General features: G+C 69.3%; 23 protein-coding genes. 11 read left to right on the forward strand and 12 right to left on the reverse strand.

Annotation, left to right across the window (positions count from 1 at the left end):
- The first annotated feature begins 2 nt into the window (after positions 1-2).
- Positions 3-1,613 carry an ABC transporter substrate-binding protein gene (locus ACFVVM_RS08865; RefSeq protein ID WP_387614981.1) on the forward strand — a complete coding sequence of 537 codons (1,611 nt, stop codon included), beginning with the start codon at positions 3-5 and terminating at the stop codon, positions 1,611-1,613.
- A 53-nt stretch (positions 1,614-1,666) separates the two neighbouring features.
- On the opposite strand, the gene ACFVVM_RS08870 is transcribed toward ACFVVM_RS08865, so the two are convergent.
- Both ACFVVM_RS08870 and ACFVVM_RS08875 read right to left on the reverse strand, forming a co-directional pair.
- Positions 1,667-3,631 carry an ABC transporter ATP-binding protein gene (locus ACFVVM_RS08870; protein WP_387614984.1) on the reverse strand — a complete coding sequence of 655 codons (1,965 nt, stop codon included), beginning with the start codon at positions 3,629-3,631 and terminating at the stop codon, positions 1,667-1,669.
- Positions 3,628-5,397, reverse strand: a complete 1,770-nt coding sequence (locus tag ACFVVM_RS08875) for an ABC transporter ATP-binding protein (protein ID WP_387614986.1) — start codon at positions 5,395-5,397, stop codon at positions 3,628-3,630. Before ACFVVM_RS08875 ends, ACFVVM_RS08870 begins: the two co-directional genes overlap by 4 nt.
- 271 nt (positions 5,398-5,668) lie before the next feature.
- Here ACFVVM_RS08875 and ACFVVM_RS08880 point away from each other — a divergent pair, with 271 nt between their 5' ends.
- Positions 5,669-6,136 carry an NUDIX hydrolase gene (locus tag ACFVVM_RS08880; RefSeq protein WP_387614989.1) on the forward strand — a complete coding sequence of 156 codons (468 nt, stop codon included), beginning with the start codon at positions 5,669-5,671 and terminating at the stop codon, positions 6,134-6,136.
- Positions 6,137-6,235: 99 nt separating this feature from the next.
- Here ACFVVM_RS08880 and ACFVVM_RS08885 read toward each other — a convergent pair whose 3' ends face one another.
- A complete protein-coding gene (locus ACFVVM_RS08885; protein ID WP_387614991.1) occupies positions 6,236-6,595 on the reverse strand; it encodes a helix-turn-helix domain-containing protein in 360 nt (119 codons plus the stop codon).
- 2 nt (positions 6,596-6,597) lie between these two features.
- Positions 6,598-8,031 carry an MDR family MFS transporter gene (locus ACFVVM_RS08890; protein WP_387614993.1) on the reverse strand — a complete coding sequence of 478 codons (1,434 nt, stop codon included), beginning with the start codon at positions 8,029-8,031 and terminating at the stop codon, positions 6,598-6,600.
- A 137-nt stretch (positions 8,032-8,168) separates the two neighbouring features.
- On the opposite strand from ACFVVM_RS08890, the gene ACFVVM_RS08895 reads away from it, so the two are divergent.
- The 9 genes from ACFVVM_RS08895 to ACFVVM_RS08935 all read left to right on the forward strand — a co-directional run bounded on the left by ACFVVM_RS08895 (position 8,169) and on the right by ACFVVM_RS08935 (position 15,543).
- The gene (locus tag ACFVVM_RS08895) at positions 8,169-8,825 is read left to right on the forward strand and encodes a TetR/AcrR family transcriptional regulator (RefSeq protein WP_387614996.1); all 657 of its coding nucleotides are present in this window, start codon (positions 8,169-8,171) and stop codon (positions 8,823-8,825) included.
- The gene (locus ACFVVM_RS08900) at positions 8,822-9,637 is read left to right on the forward strand and encodes an LLM class flavin-dependent oxidoreductase (protein ID WP_387614999.1); all 816 of its coding nucleotides are present in this window, start codon (positions 8,822-8,824) and stop codon (positions 9,635-9,637) included. Before ACFVVM_RS08895 ends, ACFVVM_RS08900 begins: the two co-directional genes overlap by 4 nt.
- A 30-nt stretch (positions 9,638-9,667) precedes the next feature.
- Positions 9,668-10,351, forward strand: a complete 684-nt coding sequence (locus ACFVVM_RS08905; RefSeq protein ID WP_387615002.1) for a type 1 glutamine amidotransferase domain-containing protein — start codon at positions 9,668-9,670, stop codon at positions 10,349-10,351.
- A gap of 177 nt (positions 10,352-10,528) precedes the next feature.
- Positions 10,529-11,011, forward strand: coding sequence for a nuclear transport factor 2 family protein (locus ACFVVM_RS08910; RefSeq protein ID WP_387615004.1), 483 nt, complete (start codon positions 10,529-10,531; stop codon positions 11,009-11,011).
- A gap of 399 nt (positions 11,012-11,410) precedes the next feature.
- On the forward strand, positions 11,411-11,902 hold the full coding sequence (locus ACFVVM_RS08915; RefSeq protein ID WP_387615006.1) for a nuclear transport factor 2 family protein: 492 nt from the start codon (positions 11,411-11,413) through the stop codon (positions 11,900-11,902).
- A gap of 29 nt (positions 11,903-11,931) precedes the next feature.
- Positions 11,932-12,357: a hypothetical protein gene (locus ACFVVM_RS08920; RefSeq protein ID WP_387615009.1), complete on the forward strand. Its 426-nt coding sequence runs from the start codon at positions 11,932-11,934 to the stop codon at positions 12,355-12,357.
- Between the two features lie 16 nt (positions 12,358-12,373).
- Complete coding sequence (locus tag ACFVVM_RS08925) at positions 12,374-13,261, forward strand: TIGR03621 family F420-dependent LLM class oxidoreductase (RefSeq protein ID WP_387615012.1); 888 nt, start codon at positions 12,374-12,376, stop codon at positions 13,259-13,261.
- Positions 13,262-13,291: 30 nt separating this feature from the next.
- Complete coding sequence (locus ACFVVM_RS08930; protein WP_387615015.1) at positions 13,292-14,587, forward strand: Rieske 2Fe-2S domain-containing protein; 1,296 nt, start codon at positions 13,292-13,294, stop codon at positions 14,585-14,587.
- A 14-nt stretch (positions 14,588-14,601) separates the two neighbouring features.
- Positions 14,602-15,543: a PDR/VanB family oxidoreductase gene (locus tag ACFVVM_RS08935; protein WP_387615018.1), complete on the forward strand. Its 942-nt coding sequence runs from the start codon at positions 14,602-14,604 to the stop codon at positions 15,541-15,543.
- Between the two features lie 18 nt (positions 15,544-15,561).
- Here ACFVVM_RS08935 and ACFVVM_RS08940 read toward each other — a convergent pair whose 3' ends face one another.
- The 8 genes from ACFVVM_RS08940 to ACFVVM_RS08975 form a co-directional block, all read right to left on the reverse strand.
- The gene (locus ACFVVM_RS08940; RefSeq protein WP_387615021.1) at positions 15,562-16,515 is read right to left on the reverse strand and encodes a M48 family metalloprotease; all 954 of its coding nucleotides are present in this window, start codon (positions 16,513-16,515) and stop codon (positions 15,562-15,564) included.
- Positions 16,516-16,633: 118 nt separating this feature from the next.
- Complete coding sequence (gene fabD, locus ACFVVM_RS08945; RefSeq protein ID WP_387615024.1) at positions 16,634-17,587, reverse strand: ACP S-malonyltransferase; 954 nt, start codon at positions 17,585-17,587, stop codon at positions 16,634-16,636.
- 30 nt (positions 17,588-17,617) lie between these two features.
- On the reverse strand, positions 17,618-18,838 hold the full coding sequence (locus tag ACFVVM_RS08950) for an MFS transporter (protein ID WP_387615027.1): 1,221 nt from the start codon (positions 18,836-18,838) through the stop codon (positions 17,618-17,620).
- Positions 18,831-19,871, reverse strand: coding sequence for an LLM class flavin-dependent oxidoreductase (locus tag ACFVVM_RS08955; RefSeq protein WP_387615030.1), 1,041 nt, complete (start codon positions 19,869-19,871; stop codon positions 18,831-18,833). Before ACFVVM_RS08955 ends, ACFVVM_RS08950 begins: the two co-directional genes overlap by 8 nt.
- Before the next feature lie 14 nt (positions 19,872-19,885).
- Positions 19,886-20,092: an acyl-CoA carboxylase subunit epsilon gene (locus tag ACFVVM_RS08960; protein ID WP_387615033.1), complete on the reverse strand. Its 207-nt coding sequence runs from the start codon at positions 20,090-20,092 to the stop codon at positions 19,886-19,888.
- A complete protein-coding gene (locus ACFVVM_RS08965) occupies positions 20,089-21,663 on the reverse strand; it encodes an acyl-CoA carboxylase subunit beta (RefSeq protein ID WP_387615036.1) in 1,575 nt (524 codons plus the stop codon). Before ACFVVM_RS08965 ends, ACFVVM_RS08960 begins: the two co-directional genes overlap by 4 nt.
- A gap of 34 nt (positions 21,664-21,697) precedes the next feature.
- Positions 21,698-23,734, reverse strand: a complete 2,037-nt coding sequence (locus ACFVVM_RS08970) for an SDR family oxidoreductase (protein ID WP_387615039.1) — start codon at positions 23,732-23,734, stop codon at positions 21,698-21,700.
- Positions 23,715-24,659 (reverse strand): aromatase/cyclase, encoded by a 945-nt coding sequence (locus tag ACFVVM_RS08975; protein WP_387615042.1) that lies wholly within the window; start codon positions 24,657-24,659, stop codon positions 23,715-23,717. Before ACFVVM_RS08975 ends, ACFVVM_RS08970 begins: the two co-directional genes overlap by 20 nt.
- Positions 24,660-24,683: the final 24 nt, after the last annotated feature.

Raw genomic sequence — 24,683 nt, forward strand, 5'->3', positions numbered from 1 at the left:
AGATGAGATCAGGACGGCTCCTCGCGAGCACCGTCGTCGCCGTTGCCGCCACCGTGCTGGCGGCCTGCTCGACCGTGCCCGCCCCGGGTGACGGTACCGGTCCCACCGGTGACCCGGTGCGCGGCGGCACGCTCGTCTACGGTGACGTGTCGCCGATCGCCTGGCCGATCAGCGGTGCGACGCGCTACACCAATGTGGCGGTGTGGAATTCGCTGGCCGACACGCTGCTCACGCTCGATGCGGACACCTATGAACTGGTGCCGCACCTGGCGACCGAGTGGACGGTCAACGCCGATGCCACCGAGTACACCTTCACCATCCGCCAGGGTGTCACGTTCAGCGACGGCACCCCGCTGACCGCCGAGGTCGTCGCCCGCAACTTCGATCGCTGGGGCAAGGGCGACGCCGAACTCGGGTTCGCCCCGGAGGCACCGTGGGCGGGCACCTACGAGTCCGCGGTCGGCGCAGGCGATGTGGTGACCGTGCGGTTGAACGCGCCCAACCGGCACGTGCCGCGCTTCCTCACCCAGAAGACCCGCGGCATCGTCGGCGATGCCTACCTGGCGCTGAGCCGCAAGGAACAGGCCGATCCGCGCCGGATCGTCGCCTCGGGCCCGTTCGTCTTCGACAGCGAGAAGCCCGGTGAGGAGGTGGTGCTGCGGCGGCGCGACGACTACGCCTGGCCCGCGGCCAATGACAGCAACAAGGGTGCGGCCTATCTCGACAAGGTCGTCATCAAGGTCGTCGGCGAACTCGGATTGCGGGCGCAGGCACTGGAATCCGGCCAGGTCGACGTCGCCAAGGGTGTGCAGCCGATCGACGAGGAGCGGCTGCAGCAGGCCGGATTCGTCATCCACGCGAATGTCGCGGTGCTGACCGCCCCGGACTATCTGTCGCTGCGGCCGGGCAATCCGGCGTTGGGCGATCCTCGGGTCCGGCGCGCCCTGAGCATAGGCTTCGACCGGGACGCGCTCGTGCGCGACGCGCTCTCCCCCAGCTACCCGGCCGCGTATTCGCTACTGCCCAAGGGTGATCCGGCCTACGTCTCCTACGACAAGGAGCTGGCCTACGACCCCGACGAGGCCAAGCGGCTGCTCGACGAGGCGGGCTGGCGTCCCGGCGCCGACGGCATCAGGGAGAAGGACGGCCAGAAACTGGAATTCTCCATCGCCGGGTCGACGCAGGGATCCGGGGTGGTACCCGCCGCGGCCTATCTCACCCAGCAGTGGAAGCAGCTGCTCGGTGTCCGGCTGATCAACCGCACCGGTGACGACACCTTCTTCACCACCGCGGATGCCTCCAGCGATGTCGGCGGCAAGATCCAGCGGTCTTCCCTGGAAGCGGGCCTGCGCACCTTGTTCGGCCCCGGCAACACCAGCAGCCTCTACGACGACCCATACCTGCTCGAGCGCTACCCGGCCGATTTCGCGGCCGGCAGCCCGGAGCAGGTGCGCGAAGTCGTCGAACAACTGCACCGCCACATCGTGCTCGACCAGACCTACGCCATCCCGCTGTTCGACGCGACCCAGACCACCTCGGTGTCCCCGAAGGTGAGCATCACCTTCACCGGTTACACCGCGGCCAACTTCCACGAGGCATGGAAGACGGACTGACCCTGCGAAGCAACGAGCCGCGCGACATGTCTTGTCGCGCGGCTCGTTTCGTATCAGGGTGCCAGTCGGTGGCCGCGGGACCAGGTCGAGTACATGTTGGCGAAGTGGCCGTTGCGGGCGAGTAGGTCGGTGGGTGAACCGATCTCGGCGATGCCGCCGGCGTCGATCACGACGACGCGGTCGGCGCGCAGGGCGGTGGTGAGGCGGTGGGCGATGAGGATCGCGGTGCGGCCGTCGAGGATTCGGTCCAGGGCTTCCTCGACTTGGAGTTCGGCGTGCGCGTCCAGGCTGGATGTGGCCTCGTCGAGTACCACCGCGCGGGGCTGGACCAGGAACACTCTGGCCAGCGCGAGCAGTTGGCGCTCCCCCGCCGACACCGATTCGCCGCGCTCGTGCAGGAGCGCGTCCAGGCCGCCGAGGCCCTCGACCAGTGCGCGCAGGCCCACAGCGTCGACGGCCGCCCACACCTGCGCGTCGGGGGCGTCGGGGACCGCGAAGGCGATGTTGTCGCGGACGGTGCCCGCGAACAGGTACGGCTCCTGGGGTACCACGCCCACCTGTCGACGCAGGGAGGCGAAGGTGACTTCGCGCAGGTCGTGGCCGTCGACGAGGACCCGGCCGGAGTCGGGGTCGTGCAGCCGGGTGACCAGCCGGGCGAGGGTGGACTTGCCCGCCCCGGTCGGGCCGACCAGTGCGATCGTCTCCCCCGGCGCGATCCGCAGGCGCACGCCGTCGAGCACGGGGCGGTCCGGGTGGTAGCCGAAACGGACGTCGTCGAAGACGATCTCGCCCGCGATCGGCGGCAGATCCACGGCATCGGCCGCCTCGGGCACCGTCGGTGGGGTGTCCATCAGCTCGGCCAGCTTCTGCACGGCCGCGCGGCCCTGCTGATAGTTGGTGTAGAGCTGCACCAACTGCTGCATGGGCTGGAAGAACGCGTTCAGATAGAGCACGAAGGCGGTGAGTTCGCCGATGGTGAGTGTGCCCGCCAGGACCATCCGCCCGCCGACGAACAGCAGCGCGCCGAGCCCGGCCATGCCGACCAGGGAGGTGCCCGCGCCGTAGAGCGCGTTGATGTGGCCGGTGTGGTCGTTGGCGTCGCGGTACTCACCGACCACCCCGCGATGGGCGACCGTATTGCGCTCCTGCCGGTTGTGCGCGGTGACAACCCGTGCACCGGAAAGGCTTTCGGACAGGTCGGCGTACATGGCGCCGAGACTGTCGCGCTGCCATCGGTAGCCGCGATCGGCCGCGTGGCGGAACCACAGCGAGGCCGCGGCCAGCGGGGGCAGGACCAGCAGCACCGTGAACAGGGCGAGTTCGACGTTGTAGGCGAACAGCACCACCGTCACCGAGATCATCGTCAGGACCTGAATCGCGAACTGGCTCAGGCCTTCCTGCAGCAGCTGCTGCACCGCCTCGATGTCGGAGGTCATCCTGGTCATGATGACGCCGGACTTCTCGGTGGTGAAGTAGTCCATCGACTGGCGCTGCAGCTGTCCGAAGATCCGCACGCGCAGGCGGCGCATGGCCTCGGCCGCGAGCCGTCCACCGGCGCGGATGCGGGCCGAGGCGGCCAACGCGGTGGCCAGCACCGACAATCCGAAAGCCAGCGCGGCGACGGTGAGTACGGTCAGATCGCGGGCGACGATGCCGTGATCTATGCCGATCTGCACGAGCAGTGGACCTGCCTGCAGGAACACCGTCTCGGCCACGACCGCGGCCACCGCGGCGGCGAACAGTTTCGGTTGACCGGTGACGATGCGGGTCAGGGTGAGTCGCGGCGCCTGCGGTGCGCGCGCGAGGAATTCGTCGGGAGGTGGTAGTCGTCGCGGTTCGGTCTTCTCCAGGGCGGTGACACCGGCGAGCAGGTCCGCGGGGACCCCGGCGAACGGCAGACCCGAATCGGGTGCGGCCATCCCGCCGCCGCGGCCCGCGCCGAGTCCGCCACCGAAACCGCCGCCACGGTCGCCGTTGCCCGCACCGGGACCGCCGAAACCGCCGCCGAACATGCTCATCGGTTGGCCACCGCTTCCTCGTCGGAGGGCTCGCCGTCGGCGAGCACCTGGATGTAGCGCGGGTCGTCGAGCAGTTCCGCGTGCGTGCCGGAGGCCACCACCCGGCCCTCGTCGATCAGCACCACCCGGGACGCGAGCCCGATGGTGGACAGGCGGTGCGCGATCAGGATCGTGGTGCGGTCGGCCAGCAGGGTGCGCAGGGCCTCGTGGATGCGGTGCTCGACCGCGACGTCGACCGCGCTGGTGGCGTCGTCGAGCACGAGCACCGGCGGATTGATCAATAGCGCACGGGCGATGGCGATGCGCTGGCGCTGTCCACCGGAGAGGCTGTAGCCGCGTTCGCCCACGATCGTGTCGTAGCCCTCGGGCAGTTCACGGACGAAGCCGTCGGCATCGGCGGCGATCGCGGCCGCGACCACCTCGGCGCGGGTGGCGCCGGGGCGGCCGTAGGCGATGTTGTCGTGCAGGGAGACCGAGAACAGGAACGGTTCGTCGGGCACGATGCCGATCTGCTCGCGCAGTGCGGCCAGGTGCACCGTGCGGAGGTCGTGGCCGTCGATCTCCACCGCGCCGTGTTCGGGATCGTAGAAGCGGGCGAGCAGCCGGGCGACCGTCGACTTGCCGGAGCCGGTCGCGCCGACCAGGGCCACGGTCTCCCCGGGCGCGATCGACAGCGAGAGCCCGCGCAGTGCCGGGGTGCCGTTGGGGTAGGTGAAGAACACGTCGCGCAACTCCACTGCGCCACCGATGCGCAGGTCGATCGCGTCCGGTGCGTCGGCGACATCCGAGGCGGTGTCGAGGATTTCGTAGAGCCGGGGCGCGGAGACGGCGGCGCGCTGGCCCATCATGATGATCATGCCGAGCATCCGGAACGGCGGCTGCAGCATCAGCACATAGGAGTTGAAGGCGACGATCGTTCCGACCGTCGCATGGCCTTCGATGACCATCCAGCCACCGGCCAGCAGCACCAGCGTCAGCCCGAAGCGGGGCAAGTTCTCCAGCAGTGGTTGCCAGCGTCCGCGGATCTGCGCATCGGTCCGGTAGGCCCACGCGACCGCGTCGGCGGCACCGGCCAGCTTGGTGAGTTCCTGCTGTTCGGCGGCGAATCCCTTCACCACGCGCACGCCGTCTACGTTCTCGGCCACCACCGTGGCGACCTGCGCGAGCCGTGATTGCACCAGCCACGAGACCGGGAAGATTGCCTTGCGCATCGACACACCGAGGATCGCGATCACCGGCATGGTCAGCATCGCCACGATGGCCAGCGGCACATTGATGGTCAGCATCAGCACGAAGGCGACCAGCGCGATCGTGCACTGCACCAGGATCGACGGGCCGAAGGTCAGGTACATCTGCACCGCGCGGATGTCGGAACTGCACCGCGACATCAGTTCCCCGGACTGCACCCGGTCGTAGAAGCCGAACGGCATCCGGGTCAGGTGCGCGTAAATCGTTGTGCGCAGGTCATATTCGAGCTCATAGGCGGTCCGCAGTAGGAGCCTGCGCGCACCGTAGGCCGCGACCGCCTGCCCGAGCGCCAGCACGAGAATCCACCCCAGATACGTGCTCAGCCCCGCACCCTCCCCGATGCCGGTATCGATCCCGTGCCGCACCACGTTCGGAATCTGAACCTGCACCACCAACCCGGCGAACGACAACCCGAGCGAACTCAACAACAACACCCGATGCGCCTTCACCAGCGGATACGCACGCCGCAACCAGCTCTTGCCACGATCCGGGTCGATATTCGCCTTGGGCGCCCTCATCCCGCCGTACCGCGCCGCCCGGCCGGACAACATCCGTCGCCGGCAACCTCACCACCGACCTGCCATCGCCGACCAGACATCGGCACCACCTTCCGCACACGACAGCGCCCCACCACCGGAGCCACCGACTTTCATCGTGTGCCACCCACACCACCCGACCCAGACCGTGCGGCTACGGGATCCCTGTAGCGAAAACGCGCCTCCTGAACCAGCGACCGTCTCGATGCGACGCGAAGCAGGGTCGAGCTAGGGTGTGCACGAGGTGATGGGGATGAGTTTTCGGTTGGCGGCTTATGCGGTGTGTCTCGACGCCGAACAGGTTCTGCTCGTCCGCCACGTCCCACCCGTCGGCGAGCCGCTCTGGACACTGCCCGGCGGCGGGGTCGAACACGCCGAGGACCCATTCGACACGGTGACCCGCGAACTCGACGAGGAAACCGGCTACCAGGGCACCGTCGAGCGCCTGCTCGGCGTGGACTCCCGGGTGATCCCCGCAACCGAGGCGTACGCCGGGTCCGAGCACCAGAACATCGGCATCTTCTATCAGGTCCGCATCACCGGCGGTCAGCTACGTCCCGAGCCCAACGGCGCCACCACCGAGCCGATCTGGACCCCGCTCCCCGACGTCACCCACCTCCGCCGATCAGGCCTGGTCGACATCGGCCTGACCCTCGCGAAAACCCTTCCGGCAACCGGACATACGGCTTCCGTGCCCGTCACCGGTTCGATCCAGCACTGAACGGTGGCCGGGATCGTTTCTCGACCACCGCGATGGAAGCGGCGGCGAGGACCCGCCGCTCCACCCAACCGAGGTGGGGATCGAATCGGATCGGTGCGGTCACGCCCCGCCGATCAGGTCGTGGCGGCGGAGGATGGCGTGGACGGTGGAGATCGCGGGGACGTGGGTGGTGGTGTCGCGCAGCAGTTCGGTGCGGATCCGGCGGGCGCCCCACTGGGGGCGGGCGCGCCGGATCCGCACCACCGCTGCCTCGACCTCCGCGGGTGAGCGACCGGGGACGTGGTGTGGTCGCCGCGAGCGCGGTGCCAGGCCCTCCTCTCCGTGGGCCTGGTAGCGGGCGAGGTAGCTGTAGTAGGTCTTGCGGGAGACCTGGTAGCGGCGGCAGACCTCGGTGACGGTCAGGCGATGGCGGGCCGGCGCCTGCAGGATCTCGAGCCACTGTTCGGGGTGCACGGTCATGGTCAGACCGCGTCGGCGCGATCGGTGACCGGGGCGGGAGCGTCCGGGTCCGCGGGGGCGGCGGGTTTGCCGGGGATGAACGAGGCGGCCACGATCATCACCACCGCACTGCCCGCGATCCACAGATACGCCTGCTGGAAGCCCAGCTGCGCGCCGGTCGTGGTCGCCATGATCAGCGCGACCATCGCGATGCCGAGCGCGGCACCGAGCTGGTTGAGCATGTACAGCACCGAGCTGCCCTGGGGCACCAGCTCCGAGGGCAGGGTCCGGTAGACCGAGCCGATCACCGGCGCGCCCGCCGACCCGGTACCGATGCCGAGGACGATCGCGGCCAGCGCCGTCCACCCCAGGTGGGTGTTCGCGTCGAACTGGGTGAACACCAGCGAGGCGAACAGCGCGATACTCGCGCCGATCAGCGCCAGCCTGCGGGAGCCGAGCTGATCGGACAGCCTGCCCGCCAACGGCATCGCGAACGCCGAGCCGAGACCGAAGGGCGCGAGCAGGAGCCCGGCCTCGAACGCGTCGAATCCCCGAACCTGCTGGTAGTACAGCGGAATCGCGAAGATGCTGGCGAAGCTGACCAGCCCGAGCAGGGCCGCGGCGACCACGCTCGCGGTGAAGTTCTTCCGGGCGAACAACCGCACATTGATCAGCGGCGGTGTCGCGCGGCGCCGCAGCGCGTGCGCGGTGTACGCGGCCAGCAACCCGACGGCGGCGGCCAGCGGGAGCAGCACGTGCACTGTCGCGAAGGTTCCGCGATGCCCGACCTCGGCCAGGGCGAGCACACCGATGGCGACACCGGGACCGATCAACGCGACACCGATGATGTCGAGACGCACCCCGGACCCCTGCTCCGGATCGGCGGGCAGCGTCCGCCGGGCCAGCACGAACGCCACGATCGCGATCGGCACATTGATCAGGAACATCCAGCGCCAGTCGAAGCTGCTCAGGATGAGCCCGCCGACGATCGGGCCGAGGATCGGGCCGGTCGAGCCGACGATGCCCATCACGCCCATCACCCGGCCCATCCGGTTCGGCCCGGCCGCGCGCGCCAGCAGGGTGAGCATCAGCGGGTCGAGGATGCCGGCGCCGATGCCCTGGATCACCCGGAACACGATCAGGCTGTCGATGGACCAGGCCAGACCGGAACCGATCGAGCCGAGCAGGAAGACCACCAGGCCCGACAGCCACAGGGTGCGCCCGCCGAACCGGTCGACCGCCCACGCGCCGACCGGAATGGTCAGCGTCAGTGCCAGCAGGTAGCCGGTCGACACCCAGCCGACCGTGGCGATCGAGGTGTCGAATCTGGCCGAGAGCGTGTCCACCGCGACCGCGGCCATGGATCCGTCGAGGATGCCCATGATCCCGCCGAGCAGGACCACGCCGATCATCCGCCGCAGGGCCGGATCGAGCCGGTTGTCCAGGGGTTGTGTCATCAAGTCTCCCGAAACTGGAACTGCCTGATTTGAACTCGCCGGTTCACTCTAATGTTCACCTGAGGACATATCAACCCGAGTTCACCGAACTGAACCGACCAGGCAATATCGCGGCACGCTTCCGCTAGACTGCGGGAGTGACTCCAGTGACGACGCCGACCGGACCGACCACCTCGCGCGGGCGCATCGACAAGCGCCAGGCCATCCTCGACGCGGCCTTCGTCGTGTTTGCGCGCCGCGGCTACGCGCAGGCGGGGGTGCAGGAGGTCGCCGAGGAGGCCGGGGTCGCCAAGCCGACCATCTACAACCACCTCAACGACAAGGAAACCCTGTTCCGGCACGCGATCACGGCCGCCAGCGACGCGGTGCTCGCCGAGAACCTCGCCGTGGTGGAGCGGCTGCGCACACCGGGCGATGATCTGCGGGCCGCGCTCGACGATGTGGCGTATCGGTTGATCCGATCGTGCTGTACCGAACAGTCCCGCTCGCTGCGGTGGCTGACCTACGGAACGGTCGCCCAGTTCCCGGATCTGATCGATGTCGTGGTGAGCCGCACCTCGGACCAACTCGGCGAGGCACTGGCCGACCGGTTGGCGCGCCTGTCGCTGTCGGGCCGCCTGCGCCCGTGCGATCCGGCGACCGCCGCGGAGCAGTTCCTGGTCTTGATCACCGGCCCGATGGAGGGCCGCACCCGGCTGGGCACCCGCAAGGTCACCACCGCCGAGATGCGCGCCGTCGCCACGGCGGCCGTCGATACTTTCCTGCGCGCCTACGAGCCCCCGGAGACGCCTTGAGCCCCCACCCGTTTCGCTTCGGACTGGTCACCGTTTCCGCTTCCGACGCGAAGGCGTGGACCGAGACCGCCCGATGGGCCGAGGACACCGGATTCTCGGCACTGCTGGTGCCGGACCTGCGCGCCCCGGTCCCCGCGCCGCTGACGGCACTGGCGCTCGCGGCCGCAGCGACCACCACGCTCGAGGTCGGCACCTGGGTGCTGGCCAACGACTTCCGCAATCCCGTGGTGCTCGCCAGGGAGGCGGCGACGCTGGATCTGTTGTCGGGTGGTCGTTTTCGGCTCGGGCTCGGTGCGGGCAATACCGGCAGCGGCTATGCGGATCTCGGCATCGCGGTCGAGTCGCCGGCGATCCGGTTCGAGCGGCTCGCGGAATCCGTCGGCATCATCAATGCCCTGTTCCGTGGTGACCGCGTCGGGTCGGCCGTGCTGCTCCCACCGCCGCCGCGCAAGGTGCCGCTGCTGCTGGCCGCGGGCGGGCGCCGGGCGACCGAGCTCGCCGCGGCCGAGGCCGACACCATCGCGTTCAGCACGTTCTCCCGGGAACACCTCGCCCGGCAGGTCGGCTGGCTCGACAGGGCAGCGGGCGAACGGAACTCACGGATCGAACGCGCACTGCGCTTCAGCACCCCGACGAGCACGATCGGTCCGCCGATCCCCGCGGGCGCGCCGAATCTGCTCATCGGTGAACCCGATCGTGTCGCCGATCAGTTGCGCGCGCTGCGTGCGGAGTTCGGCATCTCCTATATCGTCCTCGACGACGATGCCGCCCGCGAGCTGGCTCCGGTGGTACGCGAGCTCGACCGGTCCTGACAGGCGACGCACACTGGAGGAAGATCACGCATGACCAAGCGCATCTTGATCGTCGTCACCAATGTCGGTCACTACGACGACCCGTCCCATCCCACGGGCCTGTGGCTGTCCGAACTCACCCACGCGTGGGATGTGTTCGCCGAGCACGGATTCGAGCAGACCCTCGTCAGCCCGGCCGGTGGACCCACGCCGCTGGAACCGCGCTCGCTGAAGTTCCCCACCTACGACAAGTCCGCCAAGGCCTGGCACGGCGATCCGGCCCGGATGGCGTTGCTGGCGAACACCGCCGCACCCGCGGACATCGACTCGGCCGACTACGACGCCATCTACTTCACCGGCGGGCACGCGGTCATGTACGACTTCCCCGACAGCGAAGGTCTGCAACGCATCAGCAGGGAGATCTTCGAGCGCGGCGGGATCGTCGCCTCGGTGTGCCATGGCTACTGCGGCCTGCTCAACACGAAACTCTCCGACGGCACCTACCTCGTCGAGGGGCGCAAGCTCACCGGATTCGCCTGGCAGGAAGAGGTTCTCGCCCGGGTCGACAAGCTCGTGCCCTACAACGCCGAAGCTGAGGCGAAGAAGCGGGGCGCGCGCTACGAGAAGACCACGCTGCCGTTCGTCCCCTACGCGGTGGTGGACGGCAATCTGGTGACCGGACAGAATCCGGGATCGGCCAAGAAGACGGCCAAGGAGATCGCGGCGCGACTGTGACTGGCCATCGGGTCCGAATTGGCCGGTCAACAATTCCGATCATCGCGCAATAAATTGCCGGTCGTGCCGTTATTCCGGTACGGCAATGGGTGTTCCGCGGGCGCGTGCTAGCTTCACAAGGTGTCGCTGTACGACGCGCTGCGCGATAGGTCATCGCCCGGCGGAGAAAGGACCGACGTGACCGGATCAACCGATACTCTGCTCGCCACGATCGAGGCCGAGCGCGCGATCTTCCGAACGTTCTACAAATTCTTCCGAATCGCGGACACACAGGAGAGTGAACGTTTCAACGAGTGCTTCACCCCCGACGCGCTGATCGAGTACCGGATCATGCCGGGGCCGCCGGTGCTGTTCCACGGGCGCGACTCGTTCACCGATCACATGAGCCGGGTGCCGAAGTCGCAGCGTTCGCTGGTGGCGCACGTGATCGGGCAGGCCACCATCGAGTGGACCGACGGGAAACCGCTGCTCACAGCCTATGCCACAGTGTGGCACTGGTTTTCGAGCACGGCGGCGACCGATGTGGGCAGGCCGGCGGACTGGGTCGTGATCGGTCTGGTGCAGGACGAGTTCGAGCAGTACGAGGGTGAGTGGTTGATCTCGCACCGCGATGTGCGCCATGTCGCCGGCCGGGTCGCGGCGGGCCACGGCCCGGCCTGAATCGAAGACCGCACTCCGCACGCGGGCCGGACTCCTTCCGAGTCCGGCCCGCCGCGTTGTGCGCGAGGTCGCTGACGAAGAATTGTTTCGTTTGTTCGGAGACATCGGTGACATTGTGTTCCGCCGACTGCGGTGACAATTTCGGAAACTGTCACCCATGTTCCGCGAACATTTCGAGCGCGAATTCCTTCGCGACGTAATCCTGCGGGTACCGAACCCGAAACCTGAGGACCGCCCGTAGGTTTTCCCGCTCGTCCTTGTGACCCCATGGAACGCGTGCGAAGGTGGTTTCAGCCCGGCGCACGAACGATGCCGCCGAGGTTTCCTGGAGCCACCCGCTCGGCCTGTGTGCCGCGGGCACTGTCTGCTCCGGATCGTGCAACGAAAGGTGTCGCGGCGATGTCGGAAGTCCTGGAATTGGTCGAACAGGTCAAGCTGCTCACCGAACGTGTCGAGACGCTCGAGGCCGTGCGCGAACTCAATGTGCTGCGCCACAATCTGCCTCGCTACATCAACGACGGGCGCTGGGATCAGGTCGGTGAGCTGTTCAGCGAGGACGCCTTCCTCGACTACCGCCACCTCGGTCAGGCACAGGGCCGCGCGGCCATCAGCGCGTACTTCGCCGGGTTGCCGCAGCTCATCGAGGACAACAGCACGGCGGGGCAGGTACTGGTCAAGCAGTTCCTGCACGGGCACGACGTGGAGATCCTCGGCGAGCGGGCGACGGGGGTGTCGTTCTTCGAGGAGAAGGTCGTCTTCGACACCGAGAGTTCCTTCGTCGCGGGCAAATTCACCGACAACTACGTCCGGGAGGACGGCCGGTGGCTGTTCGCGCGGATCGAGCTGGACCTGTACTGGGTCATCCCGTACGCGCGGGGCTGGCAGCAGTAGCGGCGGTTCGACGAACAGAGAGGCTCGGCATGCTCCAGAAGAACACCACCAAGCGCATCGGCTACTGGCTGCTGCATCTGCACCAGCAGTTCGACGCCGCCACCGGGGCGCTGCTGCGCGAGCAGGAGCTCACCCGCAGGCACTGGCAGGTCCTGCACGCCCTGCAGATCGGGCTGGACACCGTCGCCGATATCGACGAGGCGTTCGCGCCGTTCCTGATCTCCGACGGAGAGCAGACCTACCGGCCGATCGTCGACGACTTCGCCGGGCGGGGCTGGGTCGAGGTCGACGGCGAGCAGGTGCGCCTGACCGCACTGGGCCTGGCAGCGCACGAGCGCGCCGAGGAACTGGTGAACGCGCACGCGGCCGAGTCGCTGCGCGGAATCACCGAGGAGGAGTTCCTCGCCGCCAACGCCGTGCTGGCCAAGATCGCCGACAACATCGCCGACGAGTGAATCCGCGAGGAGCGTCATGACTTCCCTGCACGACCGGCCGTTCCGCTTCGGCCTCTGCGTCTTCACCCCGTCGACCCGCGCCGAGTGGGTGGCCAAGGTGCGCGCGGCCGAGGAACTCGGCTACGACGTCATCTCGGTGTCGGATCACCTCGGCATGCCGGCCCCGATCCCCACGCTGCTGCTGGCCGCCGAGGCCACCGAGCGCATCCGGATCGGCACGCTGGTGTTCAACACCGCCTTCTACAACCCCACCGTGCTCGCACGCGACATCGCCACGGTCGACCGGTATTCCGGCGGCCGGGTCGAACTCGGGCTCGGTGCCGGCTACGACCGGTCGCAGTTCGACGCGGCCGGGCTCCCGTTTCCCAGCGCGGGCGAGCGGGTGACCCAGCTCGAGCGCACCGTGGCCGAGTTCCGCAAGCCGACAGCCGAACTCGAGCAGTACGCCCGGTTCGAGCAGCCCGCGGGACCGCCGATCCTCATTGCCGGGCGCGGCGCCAGGGTGCTGAAGCTGGCGGCCGCCGAGGCCGATATCATCGCCTTCACCGGGACCACCGAGGTCCGTGACGGCGACGGGCTGAAACTGGGCGGCCTCGCCGAGGTCACCGACCGTATCGAGTACGTGCGCGGTCTGTTGGGCGAGCGGATCGACCAGGTGGAGTTCAACATTCCGATCCACCGGGTGCTGCCCAAGGGCGCGACCGACGGCGTCACCGATGTCTGGCAGAACCGCCTCGACCTCGATCCCGCCGAGCTCGCCGAGCTGCCGTCGCTGCTGTTCGGCACACCGGAGGAGAGCGCCGACATCCTGCGCGAGCGGCGCAAGACGCTCGGCCTGACCTACTACACGGTGCTCGAACCCGAGATGGAGGCCTTCGCCCCGATCATCGACGCGCTCCGATAGCCATCGCCTTCCCATGCAGAGGGGATCGACATGACCGAACAATCGACTGTGGACACCGGCACCGGGTACGGCCGCGCGGCGCCGACCTACGACGCGCGCCTGACCGAGGTCGGCCCCGGCACACCGATGGGTGAGGCGCTGCGGCGGTACTGGCATCCCATCGCCACCTCGGCGACGCTCACCGCCGACCTGCCGCACCGCACCCGCATCCTGGGCGAGGATCTGGTGGTCTTCCGGGACGGGCAGGGCCGGGCGGGGGTGGTGTTCGAGCGGTGCGCGCACCGGGGTGCGAGCCTGTTCTTCGGCCGGATCGAAGACGACGGCCTGCGCTGCGGGTATCACGGCTGGAAGTTCGACGTGCAGGGCCGCTGCCTCGAGCAGGCGTGCGAACCCGATCGTGGCAGGCGGCGCGATGCCGCGCGACAGCCGTGGTATCCGGTCGAGGAGCGCTACGGACTGGTGTTCGTCTACCTGGGTCCGCCCGATCGCAAGCCGGTGTTGCCGCGCTACGACGTCCTGGAAGACCTCGACGAGGGTGAGCGGTACTTCGCGGAGTGGCCGTTCCCGGGGCTGTCGGTGACCGGTGCGGAACAGGACTTCTCCTGGCTGCTGATCTACGAGAACACGATCGATCCCGTGCACATCAACTGGCTGCACTCCCAGCACAGCGGCTTCCAGTTCCTCGGTGCCGGGACGACCGGCTTCCCCGCGGACTTCTTCGATCCGTACACCCTGCCGGGCCGGGTCAGCTACGACCGCACCGACTTCGGCGCCAAGTACGGTGTGCGCTTCCGCGACAAGGAGGTCGACGGTGTGCGGCCCGAGCGGGTGTGGGGCGCCGAACTGCACCTGCCCAACGCCACCGTGCTGCCGGACTGGGTGGAGCTGGCCCCGGACACCAAGGCCGACATGGTGATCTGGGCGGTGCCGATCGACGACACCCGTCATCGCGCGTTCTTCTCCATCCGGGCGAGCGACCCCGCCCGGGTGCAGCGGTTCCTGTTCGGGATCACCCAGAACGGGAAGAACGCGTGGGAACTCAGTGAGGAAGAGCGGCAACGTTTTCCGGGTGACGGTGAGGTGATGACCTCGCAGGGCCCGGTCGCCCTGCACTCCGAGGAGACCCTGGCGACCACGGATCGCGGTGTGGTGCTGCTGCGTCGCCTGCTGCGGACCATGATCGACGATGTCGAGGCCGGTCGTGATCCGCAAGGTGTGAGCCTGGTCGAGGAGCCGCCGCGGCACACCCAGGCCGGGTTGTTCACCCTCACCGAGACGGCGGATGAGACCGCGCCCGCGGCGGCGGTGCCAACGGCCGCCGTCTGACCGGGACCACGACCGTGACCTGGACAGACGCGGTGGTGCTCGCCCGCGTGCTCGCCACCCCGGACATCGCGGTGCTCGAACTCGGGCCCGCGACCGGGAGCGAGTTCCCGGCCCATACCGCCGGTGCCCATATCGACGTGCAAGTCGGTTCAGGGCCGGTTCGCCAGTACTCGCTGTGCGGGCCCCCTGAACCGGGGCGGTATCGGCTGGCGGTGCTGGCCGTGCCGAATTCGCGAGGTGGATCGCGGGCGATGCACGCACTCGCGGTGGGCGACCACGTGCGAATCAGTGATCCGCGCAATGACTTTCCGCTCGCCGAAGCCCGCAGTCACATCCTGGTCGCGGGTGGTATCGGGATCACGCCCCTGTTCGCCATGCTCGGTGAGCTGGAGCGGGCGGGTGCCGATCACGTCCTGCACTACAGCGCCCGAACCCGTTCCCGCGCCGCGTTTCTCGACGAACTGGTCGCGAACCCCCGCGTCACGCTGCATTTCGACGACGAGGCGCCCGGGCGGCAACTCGACATCGCCCGCGATCTGGGCGATCCGCGACCCGACACCGCGATCTATGTCTGCGGACCCGACGGATTCATGGACTACGTGCTGGGCAAGGCCGAGGCGCTGGGCTGGCCGCGCACCGCCCTGCACACCGAACGGTTCGGCACCGGCCTCGCGGACTCCCCCACGGCCACCGGCGAATTCACCGTCCGCCTCGCCTCCACCGGCGCCGAATACGCCGTCCCGGCGGACAGCAGCATCCTCGACGTCCTCCTGGACAACGGCGTCGACGCCCCCTACTCCTGCCAGCAGGGCATCTGCGGCGAATGCGTCGTACGGGTGCTCGCGGGCGACCCCGACCACCGCGACGACGTTCTCACCGACAGCGAACGCGCCGACGGCATGTTCACCACCTGCTCATCCCGAGCCCACTCCCCCACCCTCGAACTGGATCTTTGAGGACGGGTTCCGGTCGGATCAGGACCCCGGAGCCGTCCATCGTCGCTGCGCGCTGTCCATGGCGGCGAAACGGCGTTCGTTGCCCGGGTGGGACTGCAGCCAGGCGGGCACGAAATCGCCGGTGCCCACGCACTCCGTCTCGGCGATCGTCAACGCCTCCCGCAGGTATCGCGCGTAGCCGAGGTCGACCGCCACTCGGTCGGCGTGGAATTCACACCACCACGCCCGGCGCTGCACCAGAACGCCCTGCCACGGGATGCCGGCGAGCGCGAGCAGCACCGCCCACGGGCCGAGCAGCAGCCACAGGCCGACCAGGATCGCGGAGCCCGCACCGAGCCAGGCGACGATGCCGCCGACGAACAGTAGGGCCTCCTCCCCGGGCCGGGACGTGGCATTCAGCGCGCGGACCAGCCTTACCGACGGCCGGTACGCCATGATCCCCATCGTGTCGAACAGCCGCCGGTACCAGGTGAGGAGTTCCCGGAGCACGGCGGAACGCTGGAGGTGATGACCGAATTCATGGGCGACGATCGCTTCGAGCTGCCGTGCGGTGAGCACGTTCACGGTGTGCCGGCTGATCTCGATGTGCCGGTCGGAGAAATGGGACGCGGAGAAGGTTTTACCCTCGACCACCCGGATCGTGCACGTCGACCGCGGCACGCCCGCACCGAGAGCGACGTATTTCCAGGCGGTGCGCACCCGCGCGGTCGCCACGGGCATGGTGGCGGCCCCGACGGCGGCGGAGCTGCTCGCATAACGCCGTTCGGCGCGCCTGGACCGATACAGGACGATCGGACCGGATCCGACCCAGATCACCGCGACGACCACCCCCGCCCACGGCGACCACCACCGCGACACCGGGCCGACCAGCAACGATCCGCTCAATACGATCGACGGTGCCGACGCGACGATCAACACCGCGTGCCAGGCAATCCGCTGCCGCGCCGCCAGCAACGGCTCGTCACCCGGCATGTTTCCCCCCGCGCGTCTTCTCGCCTCCCGATACCCAGGGTAGACGGATTCGACTGCGGTCGACCGGAAGTCGGCGGCGGCGCATCTCCCGACCGACCCGATGCCGGCCGGCGGCAGGTCACCCGCGGGCCGGTGCGGGCGCTGAGACGGCCGTCGAGGGGGTGTCGGGGGCGATGCGGCGCGAGAAGCCGGTGAGGACCTGGCCCGGGCCGAGTTCCAGGAGGTCTTCGTAGCCGTCGGACACGGCCCGGCGGATGGTGTCGACCCAGCGAACCGGGGCGAGGAGCTGGCCGCGCAGGAGGGTGCGGATGTCGGCGGGTTCGGTGACGTAGTCGGCGGTGACTGCGCTGAGGATCGGGATCCGCGGTGGGCGCAGGGCGTAGCGGTCGAGTTCGGCGCCGAACTCGTCGGCGATGTCGGCCATCAGCGGGGAGTGGAAGGCGCCGGATACTTTGAGCCGCACGACCTTTGCGGCTCCTGCGGTGCGGGCGAGGTCTTCGAGGGCGGCGACAGCGGTGGTGTCGCCGGAGACGACGGTCTGGGTGGGCTGGTTGTAGTTGGCCACGCCGACCACGCCGGAGTCGACCTGGGCGCAGAGGGTGTCGACCTGCTCGGCGGGGAGGCCGATGATCGCGCTCATCGCGCCGTCGTAGCGGCCCGACACCTCGGCCATGAGCTCGCCGCGGCGGCGGACCAGACGCAGGACCGCTTCCTCGTCGAATACTCCGGCGACGGCGAGGGCGGTGAATTCGCCCAGGCTGTGGCCTGCGACGGCAGCCGGGAGCAGGCCCTGTTCGGCGCGGACGGCGTGCAGGGCGAGGCTGGTGGCCACGATGGCGGGCTGGGTGACATCGGTGGCCCGGAGTTCCTCGGCGGTGCCGTCGACACACAGCCTGGTCAGTGGGAGGCCGAGGATGTCGTCGGCGCGCCGGAACACCGCTTCGGCGGCCGGATGTTCGGTGATCCAGGCGGCCATGCCCGGGCGTTGGGAGCCCTGGCCGGGGAACAGTGCCACGGTCCGGGTGGTGGTCGGCGTGCCCGGCTGTGCGCGGGCGATGGCGTCAACGGTCATGATGGTGACCTCCTGGGGTGACTGTTGTTGTCATGGCAGGGATTTCACGGGAGCGGATGCCGGTCGGGTCGAGGCGCGGAGTTCGATGCTCGCCGCGGCCACCGCGAGCAGCCCGGCCAGCGCGATCACCGCGGCCGCGGGACGGTAGGCGTCGAAAACGACTGCCACCCCAACGGTGACCGGCAGGACGAGCGCCGCCCCGAACTGGACGCCGGTTTGATACAGCGGCACCGCGATGCCGCGCAGTTCGGCGGGCACGGTCGCGGTCGACTGCATGTTCAGCGCCGCGAACGACAGCACGAAACCGGCTTCGATCAGGAGCAACACCGGCAACACATCGGTCCCGTAGGCGCGGATCTCGGGGCGGGCGAACAGCAGCAGGTGCCCGGCAAGGGTCGCCACCGCACCGGCGAGGATCAGCCGCGCGGTACCGTATCGCTCCACGAACCGTCCCGCGAACGGAACCGACAGTGCCAGCGGCAGACTCGCGGGCAGCAGACCGACGGCGATCTGCCACGGCGCCCACCCGAGCACCTCGTGCAGTTGCACCGCGATCACCACCAGCAGCGCGAGATAGCCACCGTTGAGTGCCCCCGCCCCGAGTGCGGACCGCACCAGAGAACCATTGCGCAGCAACGGTTTCGACAGGCGTGGCGGTGCGGCCACCGGCGGATCGGGGATCACCCGCCACGCGGCGACGAGCAGCGCGAAGGCGATCGGCGCGGGGAACACGAACAGCAGGTGCCAGTTCAGCGCGGCGAGCCACCCCGAGAGCAGCAGGCCGGTGGTGAATCCGGCGGCGCCGAACATGGCGTACACCGAGATCGCGCGGCGCTGCTGGGCACCGGCCGGAAACTCCGCGGCGATCACCGCGAGCCCGGCGGGTGCGGTGAGCGCGGCGGCGGCGCCCTTCACGACGCGGGTGGCGACCAGGATCGCCAGATCGTCGGTGAGACCGCCGATCACCGACGCGAGCGCGAACAGGGCCATGGCGACGAGGTAGACGCGCCTGCGCCCGAACCGGGCGGCCAGCGCGGGCCCGGCCAGCAGCAATGCGGCGAAGCCCGCCGCGAAACCGCCGAGCAACCATTGGGTTTCCCACACCGACCGGTGCAGCTCGGTGGTGAGCACGCCCAGCGCGGGCACCAGGATGGATCCTTCGATGGCGTCGAGGATCATGTTGCCCGACAGGACGAGCAGCAGAATCCACCGCCGTCGACCCCAGGCCGGCGCCGATCGCGTGTCAGCCATGACCGTTGCGCGCCGCGATGGCATCGCCGCCGGATCGATGCCCACCGGCACCGACGGACTGGAACCGCTTGTCCAGCAAGGGCGGCAGCTGCTCGCTGACCAGCTCGATGTGGCGGGTCACCAGATCGTCGGGCATGCCGGCGATGCTGGCCCAGAAGATCAAGTGCCGCACCGGCAGTCCGGCCACGCGTTCGTGGATGCGGACGGCGGCCTGTTCGGGAGTGAGGATTTCGAGCAGGCCGAACGAGCCGTCCTCGGGGCGCTGGCGCAGCTGGTCGAGTTCGAGGGCGGGTGGCACGGGCGCGTCGGTGCCTTCGACGGAGAGTTGCCGGTAGGAGTTCATCTGGTGGGCCAGGTGCGGGCCGACCCGTTCCCAGGCGGCCTCGGGATCGTCGGCGAGCAGGATCGGCAGCAGATCGGAGACGCGTGCGGTCTCGGGGTCGTGGCCGCCTTCGATCAGGCCCTCGCGATAGATCGGGAACAGCGTGCGCGAGATGTGCAGGAAGCCGATGCCGAGCCGGCCCGCCAGCCGGGCACCGCGCGGACCGTAGAACCCGCCCCACACCGGCACCGGATCCTGGATCGGGCCGGGGGTGATACCGCCGGTGGCCCACAGCCGCTGGACTTCGGCGATGGTGTCACCGGTGCGGGCGAAGCGGCGGCCGAAATCGGTGTCGAAGAGCTGATATTCGGGCAGGCGGTAGCCCGCGCCGAGGCCGAGTTCGAGGCGGCCGCCGCTGATCAGGTCGACCAGGGCCGCCTCCTCGGCGAGCTGGGCGGGCTTGCGCAGCGCGGGCAGGACCACCGCGGTGCCGATGCGCACCCGCTTGGTCCGCGCCGCCGCGGCGGCGGCGAAGGTGAGCGGTTGCGGCAGGTAGCCGTCGTCGAAGAGGTGGTGCTCGGTGAACCAGACCCCGCCCGCGCCGCGCCGGTCGGCCTCCTCACAGAATTCGAGGGTGCGGGCGTAGTGGTCGGCCCACGGCCGGTGCCACTGGGCCGGGTTGCGCAGGTCGAAGAGCAGTCCGACGTCCATGGGGGCTCCGTTCGTCAGCGGGTGGTGCTGGTCCACGCGCGGGGGTCGGTGAAGGCGGGTCGGCGTTCCAGGCGGCGCCAGCGGGCGGCGGGCCTGGCGGGGGTCGATGGTTCGGCGGCTTGGTGCCGGGCGAGCAACAGGACGGTGAGCGCGCCGAGTTCGTCCGGGTCGGCGTGGCCTTTCTCGACGCGCAGGAAGGGGGCCGGGTGTTCGGCGCTCATTGCGGTGGGTTCCCGTGCTTGCGGCGCGGCAGATCGGTGTCCTTGCCCGCGAGCATGGCGAAGGCGCGGATGAGAACGCCGCGGGTGTCGCGGGGGTCGATCACGTCGTCGACGAGACCGCGTTCGGCGGCGTAGTAGGGATGCACGAGCTCGTCGCGATATTCGGCGATCTTGCGGTCCCTGGTGGCGGCGGGATCCTCGGCGGCGGCGATCTCGCGGCGGAACACCACGTCGGCGGCGGCTTCGGCACCCATGACCGCGATCTCGTTGGTCGGCCAGGCCAGGGCGAGGTCGGTGCCGATGGACAGCGAGTCCATCACGATGTAGGCGCCACCGTAGGACTTGCGCAGTACCAGCGAGATGCGGGGCACGGTGGCGTTGCAGTAGGCGTAGAGCAGTTTGGCGCCGCGCCGGATGATGCCCGCGTGTTCCTGATCGACACCGGGCAGGAAGCCGGGCACGTCGACCAGGGTGAGCAGGGCGATGTTGAACGCGTCGCAGAACTGGACGAAGCGGGCGCCCTTCTCGCTGGCGTCGATGTCGAGAACCCCGGCCAAGCTCATCGGCTGGCTGGCCACCACGCCGACCACCTGGCCGTCGAGGCGGGCCAGCGCGCACACCAGGTTCGCGGCCCAGGTCGCTTGAACCTCGAAATAGTCGCCGTCGTCGACGATTTCGGCGAGCACATCGCGAATGTCGTAGGGCCGGTTGCCATCCAGGGGAACGAGGCCGGTGAGTGCCTCGTTCTGCCGGTCGGCGGGATCGGTGGTGAACGCGACCGGTGGCAGTTCGCGGTTGTTGGCGGGCAGCATGGACAGCAGCACTCGCACCTCGGACAGGCACGATTCCTCGTCGTCGTAGACGAAGTGCGCGACACCGGAGACCGAGGCGTGCACGTCGGCGCCGCCGAGTTCGTCATGGGTGACCTCTTCGCCGGTCACGGTGCGCACGACATCGGGTCCGGTGATGAACATCTGGGCGATGTCGCGTACGACGAACACGAAATCGGTGAGCGCCGGCGAGTAGGCCGCGCCACCCGCGCACGGTCCCAGCATCACGCTGATCTGCGGGATCACGCCCGAGGCCCTGGTGTTGCGGCGGAAGATCCCGCCGTAACCGGCCAGCGCGGACACGCCCTCCTGGATGCGGGCGCCCGCACCGTCGTTGAGCGAGACCAGCGGTGCGCCCGCGCCGATGGCCATGTCCATGATCTTGTGGATCTTCTGGGCATGGGCCTCGCCGAGCGCGCCGCCGAAGATGCGGAAGTCGCTGGCGTAGACGAAGACCGTGCGGGCGTCGACGGTGCCCCAGCCGGTGATCACGCCGTCGGTGTAGGGCCGCCGGGCCTCCAGGCCGAAGCCGGTGGCGCGGTGGCGGCGCAGCGGTTCCACCTCGACGAAGGAACCGGGGTCGAGGAGCAGGTCGATGCGTTCGCGGGCGGTGAGTTTGCCCTTGGCGTGCTGGCGTTCGGTGGCCGCCGGGTCGGGGCCGAGGCGCGCGGCGCGTTTGATCGCGTCGAGTTCGTCGAGCCGTTCGGTGTACCCGGCGGTGGGTTCGTGCACTGTCGTCATCGGATCTCCTGAGGTCGTCGGCCGGGGCCGTGGGTCAGCCGAGCAGGGTCCCGCCGGTCGCGTCGATGAACGCGCCGGTGATCCAGCGGGCCTCGTCGGTGGCGAGGAAGGTGACGACATCGGCCACGTCGACCGCCTCGCCGACCCGCTTGAAGGCCGAGAACTGGGCCATCTGCTCGACGGCCTCGGGGATGTCGAACACGGCGCTGCCGTTGTTGGTGATGCCGGGCGCCACACTGTTGACGGTGATGCCGCGCGGGGCGAGGTGGCGGGCGAAGTGCAGGGTGATCTGTTCCACCGCGCCCTTGGTCATCGAGTAGGCGACCTGATCCGGGCTGGCGAAGCGGGTGAGGCCGGAGGAGATGTTGATGATGCGGCCGCCCTCGGGCAGCAGGTCGAGGGCACGCTGGACGATGAAGAACGGCGCCTTGACGTTCACGGCGAAGAGGCGGTCGAAGTCCTCGGGTGTCACGTCTTCCGGGGCGACGCCGGCCGGGGTGGTGACGCCCGCGTTGTTGATCAGGATGTCGAGGGTGGTCTGGCCGGTGCGTTCCTTGAGGCCCTGTTCGAGCCCGAGGAACAGTTCGTGTACACCACCCGCGGCACCGAGCTCGGCGCGGACGGGAAAGGCTCGGCCACCGTCGTTTTCGATGGACTCGACTGTTTCGCGGGCCGCTTCCTCGTTGTCGGCGTAGTGCACCGCGACGAGGGTGCCCTTGGCGGCGAGCTGACGGGCGGTGGCGCGGCCGATGCCGCGGCTGGATCCGGTGACCAGGGCGGTCTTGGTGGTCAGGCTCATGAGGGTCTCCTTCGATGGGTGTGGTCGGTGGGCCGATGGATGTGGTTGTGCCGCCGCGAGGTACGGCTGCCCGGCTGGGTCGCCGGGGTCGGGCAGGCCGCTGATCATGCGGGCCAGGTGGGCGCGGACATCGCCGAGGTCGAGCAGTTCGGTGAACAACTGCCGGGCCGGTTCCACCTCGGGACCGCCGAGCAGCAGCAGGGTCTGGGCGCGGATGTTCGTCAGGGTGCGGGCGCCGACGGGGTGGCGGGTGCGGTGGTAGTTGTCGAGGTCGGCTTCGCCAATGCCGATGAGCTGGGCGATCAGCCGACCCGACAGGTCGGCGGCATCCTGTAGCCCCAGGTTGAGGGCTTGGCCACCCACCGGCATCTGCCGATGCGCGGCGTCACCCGCCAGCACGACCCGCCCGCGCCGGTACCGGGTGACCTGCTGGCTGGTGTCATCGAAGGCATTGCGCCACAGCGGTGTTCCATGGCCTATCGACTCCCCCGTCACCCGTCCCCAAGCCGCGGTGATCTCTCCGAACGCCGGTCCGCGGCCCGCACCGCTGGAGACTCCGCCCGCACCGCCGAGTTCGGGCGACGGGCCACGGGGTTCGGCGCCGTAGACGTGCACCATCACTCGCGTGCTGCCGTCGGGCCAGCGTGAGGACACCGCCAGCCCGTGCTCGAGCCGTTCGAACCGGCGGGCCGGGATGTCGATCCCGGCCACATCGGCTCGCAGCATCTCGCGGGTGGCGGCCGTGCCCGCCAACTCGAATCCGGCCAGGTCGCGGACCGTACTGCGCTCACCGTCGCAGCCGACGAGGTAGGCGGTCCGATGCTCTTGCCGCACACCGTCTTCGGTGATCGTCTCGACCCGGACGCCCTGACCGTTGTCGGCCAGGGCGGTGACCCGATGTCCGCGTCGAACGATCGCGCCCGCCTCGAGCGCCCGATCCTGCAGCACCGCCTCGAGCCGGATCTGCGGGCATTTCCACTGGCCCGCGAACCGGTGGCCCGGGTCGGCGGCGGTGAGGTCGAGGCGCAGACCGCCGAAGTGGCCCGGCCCACCGTCGGGGAGGTCGCCGAGCCGGTCGAGGATGCCTCGTTCGGCGAGCACGTCCATGGTGCGGGCGTGCAGGGTGGAGGCCCGCGATTCGGTGGTGGGGGCGCGAAGCTGTTCCAGCACCGTCACGCGGAGTCCGGCGGTGGCCAGGTCGCCGGCGAGGAGCAGCCCGACCGGTCCGGCGCCGACGATCAGGACATCGCAGTCATCGTTTGGCTTCGGCATAGTTCTTGGCGTGGGTCAGCGTGGCCCGGCTGTTGCCGCCGAGGGCCTCGCGCAGGAAGGTTCGCGCCTCCGGGACACCGGCGTCGGGGCCGAGGATCTCGGTGATGCGCTCCGCCTTGATGATCACCGTGTGCTGGGAGGACGCGGTCGTCGTGCCGTCGGGATTCTGCTCGAACTCCCAGTAGCCGGTGTGCAGCGACATCAGCGCGGGCAGGGTGGTCTGCTTGTAGGCGATCTTGTGCCGCGGGAAGCAGACCCGGACCGATTCGGTGGTGTGGGTCGAGCCGTCCTTGGTGCGCGTGTCCATGCGCAGGACCTGCACGCCGGGGGTGTCCTCGGTCAGGCGCACCGTGGCCACGTGCGGGAGCCGTTCGGTCCACAGGTTCGCCTCGTTGACGAAGTCGTAGACATCGCCTGCCGCACCGGCGATCTCGATCGTGTCGGTGAACGACAGCGTCAGGTCGGCCGTGCGCACCGCCGACTCCACGGCCGCCTTCAGGCCCGGCAGTTCGGCCTTGCTGTTGTCGTCGACGGCCTTCTCGATCCAGGCCAGCCCGTCGGGATCGTCGTCGATGGCGCGGTAGGAGTGCAAGAGCCGCAGTTCGGTGCCCGCGGCGCTCGGTTCGATGATCCAGGTGCCGCTCATGTGCGCCACCGGCGGTGCGGACACCTCCTGCCAGAAGGTGATGCGCAGCGCCTCGGGGTCGAGGACGCGGCGCGAGATCCAGTTCTTCGCCTCGCCGTTGGCGGTGGCCCAGATCTGGATGCGCTCCTCGTTGCCCTCGTGTTCGAGCCGGGTCACGTACACCGACGGCGGGAACAGCCGCGGCCAGTTCTCCACCTCGGCCAGCAGGCGATACACCTCGCTGGGCGGGGCCGCCACGGAAATGGTGTGCTCGACCTCGCGCGTGGTCTGGGTTGTCATGAGTCTCTCCTGGTGCTCGTCGGC

It is taken from the genome of Nocardia sp. NPDC058176, from assembly GCF_042883805.1.
Classification (GTDB): domain Bacteria; phylum Actinomycetota; class Actinomycetes; order Mycobacteriales; family Mycobacteriaceae; genus Nocardia.

Coding starts and splice junctions, on each gene's coding strand:
- ACFVVM_RS08865 (WP_387614981.1), top strand. CDS start 3: ATGAGATCAGGACGGCTCCTCGCGAGCACCGTCGTCGCCGTTGCCGCC.
- ACFVVM_RS08925 (WP_387615012.1), top strand. CDS start 12,374: ATGACTTCCCTGCACGACCGGCCGTTCCGCTTCGGCCTCTGCGTCTTC.
- ACFVVM_RS08930 (WP_387615015.1), top strand. CDS start 13,292: ATGACCGAACAATCGACTGTGGACACCGGCACCGGGTACGGCCGCGCG.
- ACFVVM_RS08905 (WP_387615002.1), top strand. CDS start 9,668: ATGACCAAGCGCATCTTGATCGTCGTCACCAATGTCGGTCACTACGAC.
- ACFVVM_RS08950 (WP_387615027.1), bottom strand. CDS start 18,838: ATGGCTGACACGCGATCGGCGCCGGCCTGGGGTCGACGGCGGTGGATT.
- ACFVVM_RS08890 (WP_387614993.1), bottom strand. CDS start 8,031: ATGACACAACCCCTGGACAACCGGCTCGATCCGGCCCTGCGGCGGATG.
- ACFVVM_RS08940 (WP_387615021.1), bottom strand. CDS start 16,515: ATGCCGGGTGACGAGCCGTTGCTGGCGGCGCGGCAGCGGATTGCCTGG.
- ACFVVM_RS08880 (WP_387614989.1), top strand. CDS start 5,669: ATGAGTTTTCGGTTGGCGGCTTATGCGGTGTGTCTCGACGCCGAACAG.
- ACFVVM_RS08955 (WP_387615030.1), bottom strand. CDS start 19,871: ATGGACGTCGGACTGCTCTTCGACCTGCGCAACCCGGCCCAGTGGCAC.
- fabD (WP_387615024.1), bottom strand. CDS start 17,587: ATGACCGTTGACGCCATCGCCCGCGCACAGCCGGGCACGCCGACCACC.
- ACFVVM_RS08965 (WP_387615036.1), bottom strand. CDS start 21,663: ATGACGACAGTGCACGAACCCACCGCCGGGTACACCGAACGGCTCGAC.
- ACFVVM_RS08975 (WP_387615042.1), bottom strand. CDS start 24,659: ATGACAACCCAGACCACGCGCGAGGTCGAGCACACCATTTCCGTGGCG.
- ACFVVM_RS08960 (WP_387615033.1), bottom strand. CDS start 20,092: ATGAGCGCCGAACACCCGGCCCCCTTCCTGCGCGTCGAGAAAGGCCAC.
- ACFVVM_RS08885 (WP_387614991.1), bottom strand. CDS start 6,595: ATGACCGTGCACCCCGAACAGTGGCTCGAGATCCTGCAGGCGCCGGCC.
- ACFVVM_RS08970 (WP_387615039.1), bottom strand. CDS start 23,734: ATGCCGAAGCCAAACGATGACTGCGATGTCCTGATCGTCGGCGCCGGA.
- ACFVVM_RS08915 (WP_387615006.1), top strand. CDS start 11,411: ATGTCGGAAGTCCTGGAATTGGTCGAACAGGTCAAGCTGCTCACCGAA.
- ACFVVM_RS08870 (WP_387614984.1), bottom strand. CDS start 3,631: ATGAGCATGTTCGGCGGCGGTTTCGGCGGTCCCGGTGCGGGCAACGGC.
- ACFVVM_RS08875 (WP_387614986.1), bottom strand. CDS start 5,397: ATGAGGGCGCCCAAGGCGAATATCGACCCGGATCGTGGCAAGAGCTGG.
- ACFVVM_RS08920 (WP_387615009.1), top strand. CDS start 11,932: ATGCTCCAGAAGAACACCACCAAGCGCATCGGCTACTGGCTGCTGCAT.